We start from the raw sequence: 18,430 nt of genomic DNA, 5'->3' as shown, positions 1-18,430 counted from the left end.
AAAATATGCTTCGACGTATCCATTCCAATGCGGATAATCTGCGTCACGGACGGCTCCCTCGTTTGAGATTTCGACAACCTCATTCTGGCACAACTGATGCCGTAGGGGGCCGTCCACCCCATCAACCCAAGGGAGAAGTTGTGGCGCCGGGCCGTGGCCCCAGTTTTCGCAACCACATCCGCCTGTGGTTATGGGCCCCGGCTCGCGCTTCGCTTGGCCGGGACGACGGCGCTACGCCTTATCGATCTCGGCGAACACTTCGCGCGCGATACGGAAACTGTCGACGGCGGCGGGCATGCCGCCATAGATCGCGACCTGCATCAGGATCTCGCGGATTTCGTCGCGGGCGACGCCGTTGGTCAGCGCGCCCTTTAGATGCGCGCGCAATTCGTGGGGCCGGTTCAGGATCGAGATCATCGCGATGTTGAGCATGCTGCGGGTCTTGCGCGGCAATTCCTCGCGGCCCCATACCGAGCCCCAGCAATATTCGTTGAGCAGGTCCTGGAATGGCTTGTTGAAACTGTCGACGTTCTTCAGCGCGTTGGAGACATAGGCCTCGCCGAGCACGGCCTTGCGGATTTCCAGGCCTTTGTCGTGCGTCTTCTGGTCCATGACGTTTCCTCATGCAGTTCAGAGAGCATGATCCGGAAAAGCGGAATCCGGTTTTCGATGCTCGGACAAAAAGGTGAAATCACGGTCCGATTTCGGATCATGATCTGGGGTTGTGGTGGCAGGACGTTACGGGGTCGCTCACGCGCAGTCACGCCTTCGTGTTATGCGTAATTCCACGTGTGGGTTGCCGGAACGGAACGGGTGCCTCATTGCCGCCCTTGTGGTAAGGTGACCTGTCGGGCAACCCGGAGATTTTCTTGAGCGGCGACCCTACTGAACCCGCGCGCGAGCATAACGCCGTCGCGCGGCTAAAATTGACCGAAGCGCTGCAGCGGGCACAATACGCGATCGCGTGGGAGCGCGCGTGGCCGCATCTGGCCCGGTTTCTGACCGTCATCGGATTGTTCCTGGTGGTTTCCTGGGCCGGACTCTGGCTGGCGCTGCCGCTTGCGGTACGCCTGGCCGGCGTAGGCCTGTTCGCGCTGCTGGCGCTGGCCGCGCTGCTTCCGCTGGTTCGCTTCCGCTGGCCGACACGCGAGGAGGGCTTGAGCCGGCTCGATCGCGGCACCGGCATCCGCCATCGTCCGGCGACCGCGCTGACCGACACGCTCTCGAGCCAGGACCCCGTCTCGCAGGCGCTGTGGCAGGCACAGCGCGAGCGCACGCTGGCCTCGCTCAAGCGCATCCGTGCCGGCCTGCCATCGCCGCGGCTTCCGATCCACGATCCCTGGGCACTGCGGGCGCTGGTGATCGTGATGCTGGTTGCCGCCTATATCGCCGCGGGCGATGAGCGTTCTCTCCGTTTCGCCTCCGCCTTCGATTGGAATGGCGTGCTGGCGCCGACCAATATCCGGGTCGATGCCTGGGTGACGCCGCCGAACTATACCGGCAAGCCGCCGATCATCCTGTCATCGGCGAACCGGGAAGCGGCTGCCGCCGAGAGCGGGCCATTGGCGGTTCCCGCCGGCAGCACGCTTTTGGTGCGTTCCAGCGGCGGCAATATCGATGTCGTGGTCGGTGGCGGCGTGGCCGAGGTCGCTCCGAGCGGGGAGGCGCCGAAGGGCACCAACGAGCGGCATTTCAAGATTGCAGGCGACGGCACCGCGCATGTCCGCGCGCCGGCCGGCCAGCCGCTGTGGCGTTTTACCGCAACGCCTGACCGTCCGCCGTCGATCGCCCTGGCCAAGGATCCGGAGCGCCAGGCGCGCGGCTCGCTGCAATTGTCCTACAGGCTCGAGGACGATTACGGCGTCACCGAAGCGCGCGCGCAATTCGTCGCGCGTCCGGGCGATGCACCGAAGGACCCGAGCCAAGCGGGAACCCAGGCCGGGACCAGGACGGCAGAGGTGCGGCCGCTGTTCGAGCCGCCGCAATTCCCGCTCGTGCTGCCGAACGCGCGCACCCGCAATGGCGTCGGCCAGACCGTCAAGGATCTGAGCGAAGACCCCTATGCCGGCGCGGATGTGACGCTGACGCTGACGGCAAAGGACGAGGCCGGCAATGAGGCCAAGAGCGAACCGTTCAACATGCGTCTGCCGGAGCGGTTGTTCACGAAACCGCTGGCGCGGGCGCTGATCGAGCAGCGCCGCATTCTCGCGCTCAACGCCAACAGGAACGCCGACGTCTACGCCGCGCTGGACGCGCTGTTGATCGCGCCGGAAATGTTCACGCCCGAGGCTGGCACCTATCTCGGCCTGCACAGCGTGGCGCGGCAGCTCGAGGCCGCCCATACCGACAACGCGCTGCGCGAGGTCGTCGCCAGCCTGTGGGCGCTTGCCGTCACCATCGAGGACGGCAACATCACCGACGTCGACAAGGCGCTGCGCGCGGCGCAGGACGCGCTGAAGCAGGCGCTGGAGCGTGGCGCGAGCGACGAGGAGATCAAGAAGCTCACGGACAATCTGCGCGCGGCGCTCGACAATTTCATGCGCCAGCTCGCCGAGCAGTTCCGCAACAACCCGCAGCAATTGGCGCGCCCGCTCGATCCCAACGCCAAGGTCCTGAGCCAGCAGGACCTGAAGAACATGCTCGACCGCATGGAGCGGCTGTCGCGCTCCGGCGACAAGGAGGCGGCAAGGCAGTTGCTCGATCAGCTCCAGCAGATGCTGGAGAACCTGCAGATGGCGCAGCCCGGCCAGAGCGGCGACAACGACATGGAGCAGGCGCTGAACGAGCTTGGCGACATGATCCGCAAGCAGCAGCAGTTGCGCGACAAGACCTTCAAGCAGGGCCAGGATTCGCGACGCGACCGCATGCGGGGCAAGCAGGGCGATCAGTCCATGGGCGACCTGCAGCAGGATCAGCAGGCGCTACGCGACCGGCTGCAGAAGTTGCAGGAAGAGCTCGCCAAGCGCGGCATGGGTCCCGGCCAGCGCGGCGAGAAGGGGCAGCGCGGCCAACAAGGACAGCAGGGCCAGCAAGGTCAGCAAGGTCAGGGCGGCCAGGAGGGCGATCAGGGCGACGGCGAGGACGGGCTCGATCAGGCCGATTCCGCGATGGGCGATGCCAGCGGCCGGCTTGGCGAAGGCAATGCCGACGGTGCGGTGGACTCGCAGGGCCGCGCGCTGGATGCGCTGCGCAAAGGCGCGCAGAGCCTCGCCGAGGCGATGCAGCAGGGTGAGGGCGAGCAGGCGGGCGACGGCCCCGGTAACCGCGTCGGCAGGCAGCAGAGCGGCGGCAACCAGACCGATCCGCTCGGGCGCCCCCTGCACGGCCGCGAGTTCGGCGACGACTACACCGTCAAGATCCCCGGCGAGATCGACGTGCAGCGCGTCAGGCGAATCCTGGAAGAACTCCGCCGCCGCCTCGCGGACCCGGCGCGGCCGCAGCTCGAACTCGACTACATCGAGCGCCTGCTGAAGGATTACTGAGGCAGCTCGGCCTCCACCGTCATTGCGAGCGAAGCGAAGCAATCCATAGCGCCGCTTGCGGTGACATGGATTGCTTCGCTCCGCTCGCAATGACGGGCTGAGAGAGCGTCCGTCCGCACCTACGCCACCTTCCGCGCCGACAGCGCATCCGCCACCGCTGTGCGGATATCGGCGACCGAGAACGGCTTGGTCACCACGTCGTGCACGATCGCATTGAGGCCGGAGGCGCGCTCGCGCTGATCGGCAAAGCCGGTCATCAGCAGGATCTTCAGCTCCGGAAAATCGCGTGCGCTGGCGAGCGCCAGTGCAATCCCGTCCATGACAGGCATCTGGATGTCGGTGAGCAGCAGATCGAAGGCGCCCTGCTCGCGCGCCAGTATTTCCAGCGCGGCCGCGCCGTCCTGCGCGGTGACGGTCTCGTGGCCGTCCATGGCGATGGCGCGTGCCACCAGCGAGCGCATCGAATCCTCGTCGTCGGCGATCAATACCCGCGGCATCGAACTAACCTCCTTCGCAAGACACGTCTCGTATTCTAAGCCTTGCCGCCAGCCGCCAGATCCCGCTTGTTGAAGAAGCGGATATCGATGTCGCGCCCTTCCGGAGGCGGCGAGGCAAGGCGCGATTTGAAAAAAGCGCGTTCGCCCGGCTTCAGCACCGGCTGCTCCAGCACCGTGTTCCACGCATAAATCTCCGCGCCCTGCGCGTCGCGGACCGCAAAGCGCAACCGTGGCAGTTCCACCGGCTTCCGGGTCTCGCCGACGATCATGCCTTCGATCACCAGCACCGGCTTGCCGTCCACTGTCTCGTGACTGACTTTGACGTCCTTGAACGCCACCCCACGCAGATTCACCTCGAGCCCGGCCAGCCTGTAGAACAGCGCGGTCTGCGGCAACAGGCGCACGACGTCGCCGCGCCACACAACCAGCGCCACGATCAGCGCCGCCATCGCCGCGCATGCGGTGGGCAGGCTCGCTGCGGGCATGCGGATGCGGGGCAGGGTGGGCAGCTCGAACAGTCTTGGCAGCCGGCGGCGGGGTTTGGCTTCGGCATCTGCGTGAGCCTCGGCGTCTTCCCGGGCGACCGACGGCCAGTCCTGTCGGACTGCATCGTCCGCCGGCCAGTCGGCCGAGATCGAGGGGCTGTCGACGACAGGAGTGCGTTCGTCCTCCTCCTGCCGCGCCATCGCCTCCCATTCCGCGGCGGCATCGGACGCGGCGGACCTGTTCGCCGCCGCCATCGCCGGCATCGGCGCCGTGATGTCGACGGCATCCTCCGGCCGCGCCAGCCAGACTTCCTTACAGCGGGAACAACGCACCGTACGCCCGGCCGGACCTAACGTCTCCAGCTTGATCGCATAGGATGTTGTACAATGCGGGCAAACGATATGCATGGAGCCCAATCCCCACCATGGATGCGCCGGGATGCTACAAGGCGACCGTTAACGAATCGGAAACCATAACCGAAGCACAAACGCTTTGTTCGGCCCGCCGGCCCAGCCGGAAACGGGCGCGAGGATTGAGCCAAGGTTCGAGGTTCCCGGCCGCCGCCCCAGTTGAACCCAACGTCCAACCCAATGTCGAGCGGAGCTAGAGCTTGGTTCGGTTCGAAAATGTCGGATTGCGTTACGGGCTCGGCCCGGAGATTCTGCGCGACCTCAGCTTCGCCGTCCCCGCCCATTCCTTCCAGTTTCTCACCGGCCCGTCGGGCGCCGGCAAGACCTCGCTGCTCAGGCTGTTGTTCCTGTCGCTGCGGCCGACGCGCGGGTTGGTGAATCTGTTCGGCAAGGACATTTCGCTGCTGAGCAAAGACCAGATCGCAAACCTGCGCAAGCGCATCGGCATCGTGCTGCAGGACTTTCGCCTGCTCGACCACATGACGACCTATGAGAATGTCGCGCTGCCGTTCCGCGTGATGGGCCGCGACGAATCCAGCTACCGGCGCGAGGTGATCGACCTCTTGAAATGGGTCGGCCTCGGCGAGCGGATGGATGCGCTGCCGCCGATCCTCTCGGGCGGCGAGAAGCAGCGCGCCGCAATCGCGCGCGCGGTGATCTCGCGGCCGCAATTGTTGCTGGCGGACGAGCCGACCGGCAGCGTCGATCCGACGCTCGGGCGGCGGCTGCTGCGCCTGTTCATCGAGTTGAACAAGTCGGGCACCGCCGTGATCATCGCCACCCACGACATCACGCTGATGGACCAGTACGAGGCGCGGCGATTGGTGCTGCACCAGGGACGGCTGCACATCTATGAATAAGATCGGCCGAGAGCATGTGCCGCTCGTCGACCTCGGGCATGAACGCCCGCAGGTGGCGGCGAATGCGCGCAACATGTCGCCGATCGTGCCGCGCGCCTCGATCTCCGGCCGCGCGCTGGTCGCGGTCGTGGCGATCATGACCTTCCTGGCCTCGATGACCACGGGCACGGTGCTCCTGGTCAGCGCATCCGCGGCCGAGTGGCAGTCGGAGGTTGCAAGCGAGATCACGATCCAGATCCGCCCGGCGGCCGGCCGCGATCTCGATCGCGACACATCAGCGGCGGCGGAGGCGATGCGGACGCAGGGTGGGATCGTCGAAGTCCGCCCGTTCAGCAAGGAGGAATCCGCAAAACTGCTCGAGCCCTGGCTCGGCAGCGGATTGTCGATCGAGCAATTGCCGGTGCCGCGCGTCATCGTGGCGCGGGTGCAGCCCGGCAGCACGCCCGACCTCACCGCGCTCCGGGCGCGGGTCACGCAGGTCGCCCCCGGTGCCAGCGTCGACGATCATCGCGCCTGGATCGAGCGCATGCGCTCGATGAGCGGCGCCACCGTGTTTGCCGGCATCGGCATTCTCGCCCTCGTGATCGTCGCGACGATCATCTCGGTCTCCTTCGCCACGCGCGGCGCGATGGCCGCCAACCGGCCGATCGTCGAGGTGCTGCATTTCGTCGGCGCCTCCGACAGTTACATCGCCAACCGTTTCCTGCGGCATTTCCTGATGCTGGGACTCGAGGGCGGCCTGATCGGCGGTGGCGTCGCGATGCTGTTCTTCGGCTTCTCCGAATCGATCGCGAGCTGGTTCTCGGGCACTCCGGTCGGCGACCAGTTCGCGGCCTTGCTCGGGACCTTCTCGCTGCGCCCGTCCGGCTATCTGGTGCTGGCGCTGCAGGCGGTATTGATCGCCGCGATCACGGCCTGGGCCTCACGGCGGACGCTGTTCGCCACGCTCGATGACGTCGACTGATGGAACGGCCGGACTCCACTTCGCCCAAAAACGCTCTAGAATTGCGTCCGGGGAAGGGACAGCCTTATCCGATGAGCTCTGATCTCGACGACCGATCGCAAAAGCGCCGGCCAGCGCGGCCGCACGGATCGCTGCGCGCGCTGATCGTCGCGCCGCTGGCGGTGCTGTTCGTCGCCGCGGGGGTCGGCTTCCTCGCGTTCCTGTCGCAATTGCGCGGCGTCGAAACCCAGCCCGAGCGCAATGCCGACGGCATCGTGGTGTTGACCGGCGGTTCCTCGCGGATCTCCGACGCGGTGGAATTGCTGGCGGCCGGCTACGGCAAGCGGCTGTTGATCTCGGGCGTGCACCCGACCAATGCGGCGAGCGATATTTCCCGCTCGCTGCCCGAGAACAATCAGGCGCTCTTGAGGTGCTGCGTCGATCTCGACCGCTCCGCCGTCAATACCAGGAGCAATGCCGCTGAGACGCGGCGCTGGGCGCATGAGCGCGGCTTCAAGTCGCTGATCGTGGTGACCTCGAACTACCACATGCCGCGCGCGATCGTCGAACTGTCGCACGCGATGCCGGATGTCGAACTGATCCCGTTCGTGGTGATCGGCGACAAATGGCGCGACGAACCTTGGTGGATGAGTGGCGGAACGCTGCGCCTCCTGCTATCGGAATACGTCAAATATGTCGCGGCGGAGGTGCGGGTGCGGCTGGCCAGGATCGGTCTCGACCTGACGCCCGATTTCCTGGAGCAGCCTGGCGGCGCGCCGGCGCCGCGCCGGCCGGCGACCGCGCAGGTGAACTGACCAGACCAACTCTTTAAGTCGGGAATTCGATGTCTTCGATCTTCGTGCGCTCGCTCATCTTCAACGTGCTGTTCTATCTCGTGCTGGTGAGCTTAAGCATCATCGCGATCCCGACCGTCGTATTGCCGCGCCGGGCGATGATGACGCTGGCCGCATGGTGGGCGAACGCGACGCTGTTCCTGATGCGCGTCGTCTGCAACATCCGGGTCGAATTCCGAGGGCTGGAGAAGATTCCGAAGGGGCCGTTGATCGTCGCCGCCAAGCATCAGTCGATGTGGGAGACGTTCCAGCTTTTGCGCTTCTTCGACCACCCGCTCTACATGCTCAAGCGCGAACTGACCTGGATCCCGGTGTTCGGCCAGTTCCTGATCAAGGTCGGCATGATCGCGATTGACCGCGGCGGCGGCCCGCGCTCGCTGGTGAAGACGCTGCGCCGCGCGGCCGCCGAAGTGAAGCGCGGACGCCAGCTCGTGATCTTCCCGGAAGGCACGCGGCGGCCGGTCGGCGCGCCGCCGAGCTACAAGACCGGCGTGGCGCAGATCTATGCCGAGAGCGGCGTGCCGTGCCTGCCGGTTGCGCTCAACTCCGGCCTGTTCTGGCCGCGCCGCACTTTCATGCGCTATCCCGGGACGCTGGTGGTCGAATTCCTCGATCCGCTGCCGCCTGGCTTGCCGCGCGACGAGTTCATGACGCGCCTGCGCGAGTCGATCGAGGGCGCCACCGACCGCATCGTCGAGACCGCGCGCGCCGAACAGGCGCAATTGTTCGGCGTCGTGCCTGATACAGTGAAGGCCAAGCTCTAGCTACGTTTCCTCTTGCAGAGGCAGCTCGATCGGATGCGCGTCGTGCAGCATCGTCGCGAGCTTGTGCAGTTGCGGATCGCGAAAACCCTGCTTCTCGATCGCGAGCACTGTGGAGAGCACATAGTCGCGGTTGTTGCCCGAGCGGCCGTGGCCCTGCTGCACGTAGCGGAGCTGGTCGGCCAGCGTCAGCCGTCCGGCGTACTGCACATGGCTGCGGTCCACCACATAGGTCAGCGCGGCCACCCGCGAGCGCGGGTCGTCCTCGAGCCACACCGAGCGGTGCACCTCGCGATAGACGTTGGTGGTCTGCTCGCGGCCGCGCAGATAAGCGATCGTCTCGGTGCGCCGCTTCGCCGCGACGCGGAACGCGATGCCGCGGCAGGCGCCGCCGCGGTCGAGCCCGAGCACCAGTCCCGGCTTTTCCGGCGTGCCGCGATGGTCGAAGGAATACACGCAGAGCGCGCGATGCTCGCCGATCAGCCGCGCCGCCATTTGTTCCTCGAAATCGAAACCCGGCTTCCACATCAGGGAGCCGTAGCCGAATACCCAGAGGTCGTTGTCACCTGATTCGGGCGGGGAGAGGAGTTGCGCGGACATCGCCGCAAGGGCTAGCAAAAGCGCGACGCGAAGCGAAGCGGTTTCACGGCCTTTTTGGCCGCGGTTTCCCGCTTAGATTTGCCAAAATTGACAGTCAGAGGTCACCGCATGCCTGATATGACCCCCGCGCCGCGCCGGCGCTCGCGTTGGCGTCTCTTTGCCGCCCCCGTCCTCGTCCTGATCCTCGCCATCGCGTGGAGCGCGTTCTGGTTCTATGCCTCGTCCCAGGTGTGGGTGCAGGCCGATGCCTGGCGCGCGCAGGAGGCGAAGGCGGGCCGGGTCTACGATTACGGCAAGCGATCGGTGGCAGGTTACCCCTTCCGGCTCGAGATCCGCTGCGAGGACGCCAGCGTGACCTTGATCTCGCAGACGGCCGGTGCGCAGACGCCATTCACCGCGCGGCTCGGCGAGATCCTGGTGGTGGCGCAGGTCTACGACCCCACACGCGTGATCGCCGAATTCAAGGCGCCGGCGATGCTTGCCGAGCGCGGCGCGCTACCGTCGCTCGCCGTGAACTGGCGGAGCGGCCGCGCCAGCGTGGCGGGCCTGCCGGCGGTGCCGCAGCGCGGCTCGCTGGTGTTCGACGATCCCGCGATCGACCGCGTCAACGGCTCGGTGCAGACGCCGCTCGGTCGCGCCGCACACGTCGAGCTGCACGGCCGTCTCGCCGACGGCTCGTCCGTGGATAATCCGGTGATCGAGACCGCGCTGCAGATCAACGGCGGCAGCCTGCAGGACGTGCATCCCGTGCTGGCGACGCCGTTCGATGCCGACATCCGCACCAAGATTTCCGGCCTGAAGGATTTCACGCCAAAGCCGTGGCCGGAGCGCTTCCGCGAGATCCAGGCCGCCGGCGGCCATGTCGAGATCGTGCAGTCGCGCATCCAGCAGGGCGATATGATCGCGATCTCCGCGGGCACCTTGAGCCTCAACGCGAGTGGCCGCATCGAGGGCGAATTGCAGATGACGGTCACCGGCCTCGAGCGCGTGATCCCGGCGCTGGGCATCGAGAAGATGCTGGAGGAGGGCGTGCCGCAATCGACGCTCGACCGCGTCGCGCCCGGCGTCAAGACGCAGGACCTCAACAATCTCTTCGGCGCGCTCGACCGCGCGATCCCCGGCCTCGGCAAGGTGGTGAAGCAGAACGCCAATGTCGGCGTCGCCGCCAGCATCAATTCGCTCGGCAGCGAAGCCATGCTCGAAGGCAAGAAGGCCCGTAGCTTCCCGCTGCGCTTCGTCGACGGCGCGGTGCTGCTCGGCCCGATCAAGGCCGGACAAATCCCGCCTTTGTTCTGACCCGTAGCCCGGGTGAAGCCAACGGGTCGCGCGAACGCGCGCCCGATGACAGGCTCCGCGCAACCCGGGACGTCTCAGCCCGCACCGCGAGCGGCCCGGACTGCGCTTCGCTCCATCCGGGCTACAAGCCGAGTAAAACCTCAATCGCCGAAGCGTGATTGCAATCGCGGCGTGCGCCGGGAATGCCAACGCCTGCTCGAAGCTCCTGCTTTGCGAAGGCCCGCACATCCGTAAACCGCGGGTCATGGCAAGGAGAGAGCAATGATCAGGTTCAGACTGTTTGGCCTGGCGGCCTATGTCGCGGCATCGATGGCATCGCCCGCATCGGCGCAGCCGGTCGTGGATGAGCCCGGCATGGAAGCGTTCGTGCATCCGAACAGCGATCTTGGCATCGGCATGTCGAAGCCGGTGGTCGACAGCCGCGCGATGATGTCAGTCTATCCCCGCGCGAGAACGCCGCATGTGAAGATGCGGGCGACGCTGCATCGGTGACACTTGCCGTCATTGCGAGCGAAGCGAAGCAATCCATCCCGCCGCTTGTGGAGGCATAGATTGCTTCGTCGCTTGCGCTCCTCGCAATGACGACAACGAGCGTCACTCCGCCTTCTTCTCCAGATTCGCATGCGGACGGCCGAAGTCCGGCGCGGCTGAATCCTGCCCGATCTCGACGATGCCGCGGCGGATGGAGCGGGTGCGGGTGAAGTGGTCGAACAGCGCTTCGCCGTCGCCGCGGCGGATCGCGCGCGTCAGCTTGGAAAGATCCTCGTTGAAGGTGCCGAGCATCTCCAGCACCGCGTCTTTGTTGCTCAGGAAGACGTCGCGCCACATCGTTGGATCGGACGCCGCGATGCGGGTGAAATCGCGGAAGCCGCCGGCGGAGAATTTGATCACTTCGGACGACGTCACCTGCGCCAGCTCGTCGGCGGTGCCGACGATGGTGTAGGCGATCAGATGCGGCAGATGGCTGGTGATCGCGAGCACGAGGTCATGATGATCCGGCGTCATGATCTCGACCTTGGCGCCGAGCGCGGCCCAGAATTCACGCAGCCTGTCGACCGCGCCCGCGTCGGCGCCATCAGGCGGCGTCAGGATGCACCAGCGGTTGATGAAGAGCTCGGCGAAACCGGAATCGGGCCCCGAATGCTCGGTGCCGGCCACCGGATGCGCCGGCACGAAGTGCACACCATCAGGAATATGCGGCCCCATATCCCTGACGATGGCGCCCTTGACCGAGCCGACATCGGAGACGATGGCGCCTTTCTTCAGATAGGGCGCGATCTCCGCCGCCACCGGCCCGCAGGCGCCAACGGGAATGCAGAGGATGACGAGATCGGCATCCTTCACCGCCTCCGCGTTGGTCTCCACCACGCGGTCGACGATGCCGAGCTCGGCGACACGCGCGCGCGTCTTCTCGGAGCGCGCGGTGGTGACGATCCCGCCGACGAGCCCTTGCGCCCGCGCGCCGCGCGCGATCGAGCCGCCGATCAGGCCGAAGCCGATCAGCGCGATGCGTTGGAAGTGAGGGGCGGCGTTCACTTCTGATCCATGAAGTCGCGCAGGCCCTCGACCACGAGGCGGTTGGCCTCCTCGGTGCCGATGGTCATGCGCAGCGCGTGCGGCAGGCCGTAATTGTTCAATGCCCGCAGCACCAGTCCGCGCTTGGTGAGGAACGCGTCCGCGTCAGCCGAGGTCTTGCCCTTTTCGGTCGGGAAATGGATCAGCACGAAATTGGCGACGCTCGGCGTCACCTTCAGCCCGAGCTTGCGGATCTCGTCCGTCACCCAGCTCCGCCATTTTTCGTTATGCACCCGCGACATCTCGACATGCGCGGTGTCCTCGACCGCGGCGACCGCCGCGAGCATCGCCGGACTCGAAACGTTGAAGGGGCCGCGAATGCGGTTCACCGCATCGACGATATGCGCCGGGCCGAACATCCAGCCCACGCGGAGCGCCGCGAGCCCGTGGATCTTGGAGAAGGTGTGGGTCATCACCGTGTTCTCGGTCGTCGCACACAGTTCAAGACCGAGCCCATAGTCGTTGCGCACCACGTAATCGGAATAGGCGGCGTCGATCACCAGCAGCACGTCCGACGGCAGGCCGGTGCGCAAGCGCTTGACCTCGTCGAACGGCAGATAGGTGCCGGTCGGGTTGTTCGGGTTGGCGAGCCAGACCAGCTTGGTCTGCGGCGTGACCGCCTCAAGGATCGCATCGACACTGGCGGTGTAGTCGGTCTCCGGTACGACGACGTTCTTTGCACCGTTCGCCTTGGTCGCGATCGGATAGACCAGGAAGCTGTGGGTGGTGGAGATCGCCTCCGAGCCTTCGCACAGATAGGTGTGGGCGAGCAGGTTGAGGATTTCGTCCGAACCGGCGCCGCAGATGATGCGGTTCGGGTCGAGGCCGTAGGCGCGGCCGATCGCCTCGCGCAGCACCCGCGAGGTGCCTTCCGGATAGTCCTCCAGATGTTCGGCGGCGTGCTTATAGGCCTCGATTGCCTTCGGCGAGGGGCCGAACGGCGTCTCGTTGGCGGAAAGCTTGAACACCTTGCGCCCCGGCTCGGCCACCGGGCTTTTGCCGGGGGTGTAGGGCGCAATATCGAGGATGCCGGGATTCGGCACGGGGCGGGACATCTCTAACTCTCTAGCTCCGGATTCTAGGGGCGGGGGGCACCGTATAGCGCGTTGCGTGGCTGCCGACGAGGGCCGATGAGCGCACCGAGGCTCCGGCCTTGATCAACGCCAGCTTGATCTTCTCGAAGCCGATGCCTGCGACCGATACCAAAAGCGCCGCGCCGTCGAAAGCGGTGTCCGGCACCGCGACGATTTCAGCGAGCGGCGCCACCGCGCGGGCGATCTCGGCGTTCCAGCCGGAGACGCGGACGCTCCACATCTCGACTTCGGTCACCATCGCATCGTCGGCGACGCGTGAGATCACGAACACGGGCAGCGCTGCGGGATGATCGGCACGCTCGAGGAACGGCAGCCGCGCGATGATCTTCGGCGTGCCTTCGGCCTCGAGGTCGATCCACCACGGCGTGCGGCTGGAAATGGCCGACACCAGCGCCAGGTCGCCCTTCGATTTCGCCACCGCTTCGACCGCCGCCTGCGCGCTGAAATGCGAGACGTAGGGCACCACGAAGCCGAAATGGAAGCGCGCCGAATCCCGCATCATGGATTCGCCGACCGAGACATCGGCATGCACCGAGAACGGCGCCTGGACGTAAGTGAACGTCGAGATGATGACGCGCCAGATGCTCTCGATGGTGTCGAGCGGCAGGATGCCACGATGGCGCTCGACCAGGCTGCGCATCATGGCGGCCTCGCGCGCCGGCCGGAATGCGGAGCCGACTTCCTGGGTCTGCTTCACCCTGATCAGGCGGTCGATGATGTCGCCACGCGCCATCAAGAGGCGGTGAACCTGCTCATCGATCGCGTCGATCTCTTTGCGCAACTCGGCCAGCGAGGGCGGCGCCGGAGGCGTTTTTGACATGCTAGGGCCCGTCAATTCTCTTCAATCAGGGAGCCAACTCTTCACCTCTCCCCCGCGTGCGGGGAGAAGTCGAAATTCAAGCGAGCTTGAATTTCGGGTGAGGGGGACTCTCCGCGAGTCCGTCTGTTACCTTGTTAGCGGAGAAAGCCCCTCACCCCAACCCTCTCAGGGCGAGCTCCGCTCGTCCCGGCCCCGCAAGAGCGGGGAGAGGGAGAAGTGCGAGCCCCCGTTCTGTACCATGGGTCCAGACGGCGCAAGCTCAGCCTCAAGGTCACGGTTAGGTTAACGGCCCCGGTTGCCTTGACGCGGGTCAGGTAAGGGACTACTTTCCCAGCGTTCCGTGGTCATTTGAGCCGGCCGGCTTGCAGCCACGTTAAAGAACTTGCTAAACAGGCCGGGGACAGATCGATCCCGGCCGAACCTTTGTTCAGGCCGGGTTTTTTTATGGCCTGATTTCTGTCCGGGACCTCCGCGTCGGAGGAAGGGGCCGCAATGACCAAGGTGCAGTCGATCAAGAGTCCGTCGATCCAGGGTGAGGACCGCGCCCATGAGGCCGATCATCCGTCCTCGCCGGTAGCAAAGTTCGGCATGGATCAGCCGTTGAAGCTCGACTGCGGCATCGACCTCGCGCCGTTCCAGATCGCCTACCAGACCTATGGCGAACTCAATGCCGAGCGCTCCAACGCCATTCTGGTCTGCCACGCGCTGACCGGCGACCAGCATGTCAACAATTTGCATCCGGTGACGGGCAAGCCCGGCTGGTGGGAGACCATGGTCGGCCCTGGCCGTCCGCTCGACCCCTCCAAGTACTTCATCATCTGCTCCAACGTGCTTGGCGGCTGCATGGGCTCGACCGGCCCTGCCTCGCTCAGCCCCGCGACCGGCAAGGTGTGGGGCCTGGATTTTCCGATCATCACCATTCCCGACATGGTGCGCGCGCAAGCGATGCTGATCGACCGGCTCGGCATCGAGACGCTGTTCTCGGTGGTCGGCGGCTCCATGGGCGGCATGCAGGCGGTGCAATGGGCCGCGGCCTATCCGGAGCGCGTGTTCTCGACGCTCGCGATCGCCTGCTCGACGCGGCACTCGGCGCAGAACATCGCCTTTCATGAGCTCGGCCGGCAGGCCGTGATGGCCGATCCGGACTGGCGCGGCGGACGCTATGTCGATCAGGGCACGCATCCGCATCGCGGGCTCGCGGTTGCGCGCATGGCTGCGCATATCACCTATCTCTCGGACGCGGCGCTGCATCGCAAGTTCGGGCGGCGGATGCAGGATCGCGAACTGCCGACATTCTCCTTCGATGCCGACTTCCAGGTCGAGAGCTATCTGCGCTACCAGGGCTCGTCCTTTGTCGAGCGCTTCGATGCCAATAGCTACCTCTATCTGACGCGGGCGATGGACTATTTCGACATCGCCGCCGACCATAATGGTGTGCTGGCGAAGGCGTTCCGCGGCATCAAGACCCGGTTCTGCGTGGTGTCGTTCACGAGCGACTGGCTGTTCCCGACCTCGGAAGCGCGGGCGCTGGTGCATGCGCTGAACGCCTCCAGCGCGCGGGTCTCGTTCGCGGAGATCGAGACCGACAAGGGCCACGACGCCTTCCTGCTCGACGTGCCCGAATTCTTCGACATCTCCCGCGCTTTCCTGCAGTCGGCCGGCAAGGCGCGCGGCCTCGGCGATGCGGGGGTCGTGTGATGGCGCTTCAGGAACAAACCCTGCCGCTGCCCGGCGTGGCGCCGCAGGCGAGTACGAGCCTTCGTCCGGACCATGTTCTGGTCGCCGAAATGGTGGAGCCCGGCTCGCGCGTGCTCGACGTCGGCTGCGGCGACGGCGATCTGTTGCAGCTCCTGGAGAGCCGCGGCATCGACGGCCGCGGCATCGAGCTGTCGCGCGAAGGCGTCAACCACTGCGTCGCCAAGGGGCTCGCGGTGGTGCAGGGCGACGCCGACACCGACCTCGTCAACTATGCCGACGATGCCTTCGACTACGTGATCCTGTCGCAGACGCTGCAGGCGACGCGCCAGCCGAAGGCGGTACTGGAAAATCTCCTGCGCATCGGTCACCGCGCCATCGTCTCGTTCCCGAATTTCGGTTTCTGGAAGATGCGGCTGCAGCTCTTGGTCGGCGGGCACATGCCGCGCACCGAAAACCTCCCCGCCACCTGGTACGACACCCCCAACATTCATTTCTGCACCATCAAGGATTTCGTGCAGCTCTGCGACGAGATCCACGTCAAGATGGAGCGCGCAGTCGCGCTCGATCTCTACGGCCGCCCGGTGCCGCTGAACCTGCCCTGGTGGGTCTGGAACATGTTCGGCGAACAGGGCGTGTTCCTGCTGAGCAGGGGCGGCAAGGGACGCTGAGCACTCTCCCCGTCATTCCGGGGCGCGCAAAGCGCGAACCCGGAATCCATTCATCCACGAACTCTGCGGCCCGATGGATTCTCTGATGTGCAATTGCACATCATAGCTCGCGCTCCGCGCGCCCCGGAATGACGGCTCACGCTTCGCGTGCCCCGGAATGACAGCTAGGCCACCATCGACCTCGGATCGCGCGGCAACCATCGGCCCGCTTCTACCAGCGCAATGAACCGCTCGACCATCTCGTTGAACAACGCCGGCTCCTCGAGGTTGAGCACGTGTCCCGATTTCGGGAAGAACGTCAGCCCCGCCGCGGGCAAATGCTGCTTCAGGAACAGGCTCGGCTCGACGCAATTGTCGTCCTCGTCGCCGCAGATGATCAGCGCCGGCGTCGGCACGCGTCCGATCGCTTCGGCCATGGTGTAGATCGAGGGACGCGCGCCTTGAAAACTGCGCATGGTGTTGGCCGATCCCTTGGCATCGTGGCGCGCGAGCGCGGCATAGAAATCGGCGTGGCCGCGCGGATCCTTGACGAGGAACGGAATCCGGCCCGGCGCCTCGCGCGTCATCTTGGCGACTTCGATCGATCCGATGGTCTCATATTGCTCGGCATTGGCGTGGCATTGCGCACGGAAGGCGTCGAGCTGTTCGAGACTAGAGCCGGAGCCGACGCCTGCGAGCGTCATCGACAGCGCGCGCTCGGGCGCATTCAGCGCGACCTGCAGCGACGAATAGGAGCCCATCGACAGCCCGACGAAATGCGCGCGTGCGATACCGAGATGATCGAGCACCGCGAGCGCATCGGTGTAGAAATGCTTGTAGCTGTAGACCTCGGCCGATGGCGGAACGTCGGAGGGCGTGTAACCGCGCGCGGAATAGGCGATGCAGCGGTGGCCGCGCGAGAAATAGCGCATCTGCGGCTCCCAATTGGTGTGATCGGCCGCGAACTCGTGCAGGAAGATGATCGGCGTCCCGCTTCCAACCTCTTCGAAATAGAGGCGGACATTATCCTTGGCGACGGCATAGGGCATTTTAACGTTTTCCTTCTTGTGAGCCTGCAGTCGCAGGATCGCAATTAACCTTCATGGCTGCAATGCGGCGGCATCGTTTCCTTTTTCGCCTCCAAATGTTCGCGAAATCGTCCTGCAATTTTTCGCCGCAGCGCGGCACGAAATCTTTGTCTTGCCACATTGAGCGGCACAAAACGCACCGCGCCTGTCATCCAGATGTCATCCACAGACGAGCGCACCTGGGAAAACGGGGGTGTAACAGAAGAAAAAAATGGGAAGTATGGTTCAGTTGCGTGCGTTCCGCCGGTGGCTTCGAGTTCTGGCACTGGCGTTGTGTTCGACGATAATCGTCGTCTCTGTCTCTCCCGCTTCGGCACGGCCTCATCACGGCGCAGGGCGCCACGCGAGGGCCTATCATGCCGGTCATCATGCCAAGCATCACTATGCGCATCATCGTCACCGCCACATGACGCGTGCCTCGCGCTGGGAGCGCGGCGTGGCGCAGATGCAGGCGCAGGGTCTTGCCGACAGCAATGCGAGCCTGTCGCCGGAGCCTCAGCAGGCGGCAAGCCTCGGTTCATCGAACATCGTCGATGAAGCCCGCCGTCACCTCGGCGGCAATCCGACCAGTCGCGGCAGCCTGTGGTGCGCGCGGTTCATGAACATGGTGCTGCAGCATTCGGGTTATCGCGGCACCGGCTCCGACATGGCGAGCTCGTTCGCCCGCTATGGGCAGCGTGTCTCCGGCCCACAGGTTGGCGCCATCGCCGTGATGTCGCGGGGACGCCGCGGCGGCCATGTCGGCATCATCACCGGCATCGACGCCAAGGGAAATCCGATCATGATCTCCGGCAACAACGGCAACCGCGTCCGTGAAGCCTCAGTCTCTCGCGGCCGCATCTACGCCTACGTGATGCCGACGAACTAGCCGCTACACTCTCCTCTGTCATTCCGGGGCGCGCCTCTTGGCGCGAGCCCGGAATCCATCAGGCCGCAGGCGCAGGCAGCGAAATGGATTCCGGGTTCGATGCTTCGCATCGCCCCGGAATGACAGCCTCCATCATTGCGAGCGCAGCGAAGCAATCCACGTCTCCACTTGCGGCGCTATGGATTGCTTCGCTGCGCTCGCAATGACGGTGTGGATGCAGTGGGTGCGACATAACAACCCGACGGGCAAATCAGCCAAAGCCTGTCTACCCCTCGCGCAAAAAACATTCCGCTTCCTCCGTCGGGCAAATCAGTGATTTAACTTCGCGCGTCTCACGCGAATGAGGGGCGGCTCGCGATCGTCACGAACGTTGCGGTGAGATGCGGTGGACGTTGGTGTTGCGAAAGACGAACGCGACATCAGCGGACGGCGAAGTCGTGTGGTCCTGGCG

General features: G+C 65.3%; 19 protein-coding genes and 1 riboswitch. Of the genes, 10 read left to right on the top strand and 9 right to left on the bottom strand.

Annotated elements, in window-relative coordinates; genetic code table 11:
- Positions 1 to 231: 231 nt before the first annotated feature.
- Positions 232 to 612, bottom strand: a complete 381-nt coding sequence (locus ACZYOF_RS34835; RefSeq protein WP_463718592.1) for a carboxymuconolactone decarboxylase family protein — start codon at positions 610 to 612, stop codon at positions 232 to 234.
- Positions 613 to 869: 257 nt separating this feature from the next.
- On the opposite strand from ACZYOF_RS34835, the gene ACZYOF_RS34830 reads away from it, so the two are divergent.
- Positions 870 to 3,482 (top strand): TIGR02302 family protein, encoded by a 2,613-nt coding sequence (locus tag ACZYOF_RS34830; RefSeq protein WP_463718591.1) that lies wholly within the window; start codon positions 870 to 872, stop codon positions 3,480 to 3,482.
- 119 nt (positions 3,483 to 3,601) lie between these two features.
- Here ACZYOF_RS34830 and ACZYOF_RS34825 read toward each other — a convergent pair whose 3' ends face one another.
- Both ACZYOF_RS34825 and ACZYOF_RS34820 read right to left on the bottom strand, forming a co-directional pair.
- A complete protein-coding gene (locus tag ACZYOF_RS34825; protein WP_028163766.1) occupies positions 3,602 to 3,979 on the bottom strand; it encodes a response regulator in 378 nt (125 codons plus the stop codon).
- A 35-nt stretch (positions 3,980 to 4,014) separates the two neighbouring features.
- Positions 4,015 to 4,872, bottom strand: coding sequence for an MJ0042-type zinc finger domain-containing protein (locus ACZYOF_RS34820; RefSeq protein WP_463718590.1), 858 nt, complete (start codon positions 4,870 to 4,872; stop codon positions 4,015 to 4,017).
- A 203-nt stretch (positions 4,873 to 5,075) separates the two neighbouring features.
- Here ACZYOF_RS34820 and ftsE point away from each other — a divergent pair, with 203 nt between their 5' ends.
- The 4 genes from ftsE (at position 5,076) to ACZYOF_RS34800 (ending at position 8,296) form a co-directional block, all read left to right on the top strand.
- Positions 5,076 to 5,735 carry a cell division ATP-binding protein FtsE gene (gene ftsE, locus ACZYOF_RS34815; RefSeq protein ID WP_130583699.1) on the top strand — a complete coding sequence of 220 codons (660 nt, stop codon included), beginning with the start codon at positions 5,076 to 5,078 and terminating at the stop codon, positions 5,733 to 5,735.
- Positions 5,728 to 6,699: a cell division protein FtsX gene (locus ACZYOF_RS34810; RefSeq protein WP_463718589.1), complete on the top strand. Its 972-nt coding sequence runs from the start codon at positions 5,728 to 5,730 to the stop codon at positions 6,697 to 6,699. Before ftsE ends, ACZYOF_RS34810 begins: the two co-directional genes overlap by 8 nt.
- A 71-nt stretch (positions 6,700 to 6,770) precedes the next feature.
- Positions 6,771 to 7,493 carry a YdcF family protein gene (locus tag ACZYOF_RS34805; RefSeq protein WP_130583697.1) on the top strand — a complete coding sequence of 241 codons (723 nt, stop codon included), beginning with the start codon at positions 6,771 to 6,773 and terminating at the stop codon, positions 7,491 to 7,493.
- A 29-nt stretch (positions 7,494 to 7,522) separates the two neighbouring features.
- Positions 7,523 to 8,296: a lysophospholipid acyltransferase family protein gene (locus ACZYOF_RS34800; protein WP_463718588.1), complete on the top strand. Its 774-nt coding sequence runs from the start codon at positions 7,523 to 7,525 to the stop codon at positions 8,294 to 8,296.
- Here ACZYOF_RS34800 and ACZYOF_RS34795 read toward each other — a convergent pair whose 3' ends face one another.
- Positions 8,297 to 8,893 carry a gamma-glutamylcyclotransferase gene (locus tag ACZYOF_RS34795; protein WP_463718587.1) on the bottom strand — a complete coding sequence of 199 codons (597 nt, stop codon included), beginning with the start codon at positions 8,891 to 8,893 and terminating at the stop codon, positions 8,297 to 8,299.
- Positions 8,894 to 9,001: 108 nt separating this feature from the next.
- Between ACZYOF_RS34795 and ACZYOF_RS34790 the strand changes: the two genes are divergently transcribed.
- Together ACZYOF_RS34790 and ACZYOF_RS34785 are read left to right on the top strand one after the other, a co-directional pair.
- Complete coding sequence (locus tag ACZYOF_RS34790) at positions 9,002 to 10,189, top strand: DUF2125 domain-containing protein (RefSeq protein ID WP_463718586.1); 1,188 nt, start codon at positions 9,002 to 9,004, stop codon at positions 10,187 to 10,189.
- 261 nt (positions 10,190 to 10,450) lie between these two features.
- Complete coding sequence (locus ACZYOF_RS34785) at positions 10,451 to 10,681, top strand: hypothetical protein (RefSeq protein WP_130583215.1); 231 nt, start codon at positions 10,451 to 10,453, stop codon at positions 10,679 to 10,681.
- A 102-nt stretch (positions 10,682 to 10,783) separates the two neighbouring features.
- Here the strand turns inward: ACZYOF_RS34785 and ACZYOF_RS34780 are convergent, their stop codons facing one another.
- From ACZYOF_RS34780 to ACZYOF_RS34770, 3 genes are read right to left on the bottom strand one after another with little or no spacing between them, the layout of a single operon-like run.
- Positions 10,784 to 11,725, bottom strand: coding sequence for a prephenate/arogenate dehydrogenase family protein (locus ACZYOF_RS34780; protein ID WP_463718585.1), 942 nt, complete (start codon positions 11,723 to 11,725; stop codon positions 10,784 to 10,786).
- A complete protein-coding gene (gene hisC / locus ACZYOF_RS34775) occupies positions 11,722 to 12,819 on the bottom strand; it encodes a histidinol-phosphate transaminase (RefSeq protein ID WP_463718584.1) in 1,098 nt (365 codons plus the stop codon). The genes ACZYOF_RS34780 and hisC overlap by 4 nt, the downstream gene beginning before the upstream one ends.
- A 10-nt stretch (positions 12,820 to 12,829) precedes the next feature.
- Entirely contained in the window at positions 12,830 to 13,678 is an 849-nt protein-coding gene (locus ACZYOF_RS34770; RefSeq protein ID WP_463718583.1) for a chorismate mutase, read from the bottom strand.
- 330 nt (positions 13,679 to 14,008) lie between these two features.
- Positions 14,009 to 14,088: riboswitch (SAM riboswitch) on the top strand.
- An 82-nt stretch (positions 14,089 to 14,170) separates the two neighbouring features.
- On the opposite strand from ACZYOF_RS34770, the gene metX reads away from it, so the two are divergent.
- Both metX and metW read left to right on the top strand, forming a co-directional pair.
- A complete protein-coding gene (gene metX / locus ACZYOF_RS34765) occupies positions 14,171 to 15,376 on the top strand; it encodes a homoserine O-acetyltransferase MetX (protein WP_282530395.1) in 1,206 nt (401 codons plus the stop codon).
- Positions 15,376 to 16,044 (top strand): methionine biosynthesis protein MetW, encoded by a 669-nt coding sequence (gene metW / locus ACZYOF_RS34760; protein WP_130583220.1) that lies wholly within the window; start codon positions 15,376 to 15,378, stop codon positions 16,042 to 16,044. Before metX ends, metW begins: the two co-directional genes overlap by 1 nt.
- Before the next feature lie 164 nt (positions 16,045 to 16,208).
- On the opposite strand, the gene ACZYOF_RS34755 is transcribed toward metW, so the two are convergent.
- Together ACZYOF_RS34755 and ACZYOF_RS34750 are read right to left on the bottom strand one after the other, a co-directional pair.
- A complete protein-coding gene (locus ACZYOF_RS34755) occupies positions 16,209 to 17,072 on the bottom strand; it encodes an alpha/beta fold hydrolase (protein WP_463718582.1) in 864 nt (287 codons plus the stop codon).
- 44 nt (positions 17,073 to 17,116) lie between these two features.
- Positions 17,117 to 17,377: a hypothetical protein gene (locus ACZYOF_RS34750; RefSeq protein ID WP_463718594.1), complete on the bottom strand. Its 261-nt coding sequence runs from the start codon at positions 17,375 to 17,377 to the stop codon at positions 17,117 to 17,119.
- Here ACZYOF_RS34750 and ACZYOF_RS34745 point away from each other — a divergent pair.
- The gene (locus ACZYOF_RS34745) at positions 17,332 to 17,979 is read left to right on the top strand and encodes a TIGR02594 family protein (RefSeq protein ID WP_463718593.1); all 648 of its coding nucleotides are present in this window, start codon (positions 17,332 to 17,334) and stop codon (positions 17,977 to 17,979) included. The two genes, ACZYOF_RS34750 and ACZYOF_RS34745, sit on opposite strands and share 46 nt — an antisense overlap.
- The last annotated feature ends 451 nt before the right edge of the window (positions 17,980 to 18,430 follow it).

This window comes from Bradyrhizobium sp. LeoA1Lang, assembly GCF_055413685.1.
The sequence above is the reverse complement of the archived record's forward strand: the minus strand, read 5'-3'. Positions and strand labels throughout refer to the sequence as shown.

Bases quoted from the DNA above. Each gene is read 5' to 3' on its own strand.
- metW (WP_130583220.1), top strand. From the start codon at position 15,376: ATGGCGCTTCAGGAACAAACCCTGCCGCTGCCCGGCGTGGCGCCGCAG.
- ACZYOF_RS34795 (WP_463718587.1), bottom strand. From the start codon at position 8,893: ATGTCCGCGCAACTCCTCTCCCCGCCCGAATCAGGTGACAACGACCTC.
- ACZYOF_RS34825 (WP_028163766.1), bottom strand. From the start codon at position 3,979: ATGCCGCGGGTATTGATCGCCGACGACGAGGATTCGATGCGCTCGCTG.
- ACZYOF_RS34820 (WP_463718590.1), bottom strand. From the start codon at position 4,872: ATGCATATCGTTTGCCCGCATTGTACAACATCCTATGCGATCAAGCTG.
- ACZYOF_RS34805 (WP_130583697.1), top strand. From the start codon at position 6,771: ATGAGCTCTGATCTCGACGACCGATCGCAAAAGCGCCGGCCAGCGCGG.
- ACZYOF_RS34745 (WP_463718593.1), top strand. From the start codon at position 17,332: ATGGTTCAGTTGCGTGCGTTCCGCCGGTGGCTTCGAGTTCTGGCACTG.
- ACZYOF_RS34800 (WP_463718588.1), top strand. From the start codon at position 7,523: ATGTCTTCGATCTTCGTGCGCTCGCTCATCTTCAACGTGCTGTTCTAT.
- ACZYOF_RS34790 (WP_463718586.1), top strand. From the start codon at position 9,002: ATGCCTGATATGACCCCCGCGCCGCGCCGGCGCTCGCGTTGGCGTCTC.
- metX (WP_282530395.1), top strand. From the start codon at position 14,171: ATGACCAAGGTGCAGTCGATCAAGAGTCCGTCGATCCAGGGTGAGGAC.
- ACZYOF_RS34770 (WP_463718583.1), bottom strand. From the start codon at position 13,678: ATGTCAAAAACGCCTCCGGCGCCGCCCTCGCTGGCCGAGTTGCGCAAA.
- hisC (WP_463718584.1), bottom strand. From the start codon at position 12,819: ATGTCCCGCCCCGTGCCGAATCCCGGCATCCTCGATATTGCGCCCTAC.
- ACZYOF_RS34810 (WP_463718589.1), top strand. From the start codon at position 5,728: ATGAATAAGATCGGCCGAGAGCATGTGCCGCTCGTCGACCTCGGGCAT.
- ACZYOF_RS34755 (WP_463718582.1), bottom strand. From the start codon at position 17,072: ATGCCCTATGCCGTCGCCAAGGATAATGTCCGCCTCTATTTCGAAGAG.
- ACZYOF_RS34785 (WP_130583215.1), top strand. From the start codon at position 10,451: ATGATCAGGTTCAGACTGTTTGGCCTGGCGGCCTATGTCGCGGCATCG.
- ACZYOF_RS34835 (WP_463718592.1), bottom strand. From the start codon at position 612: ATGGACCAGAAGACGCACGACAAAGGCCTGGAAATCCGCAAGGCCGTG.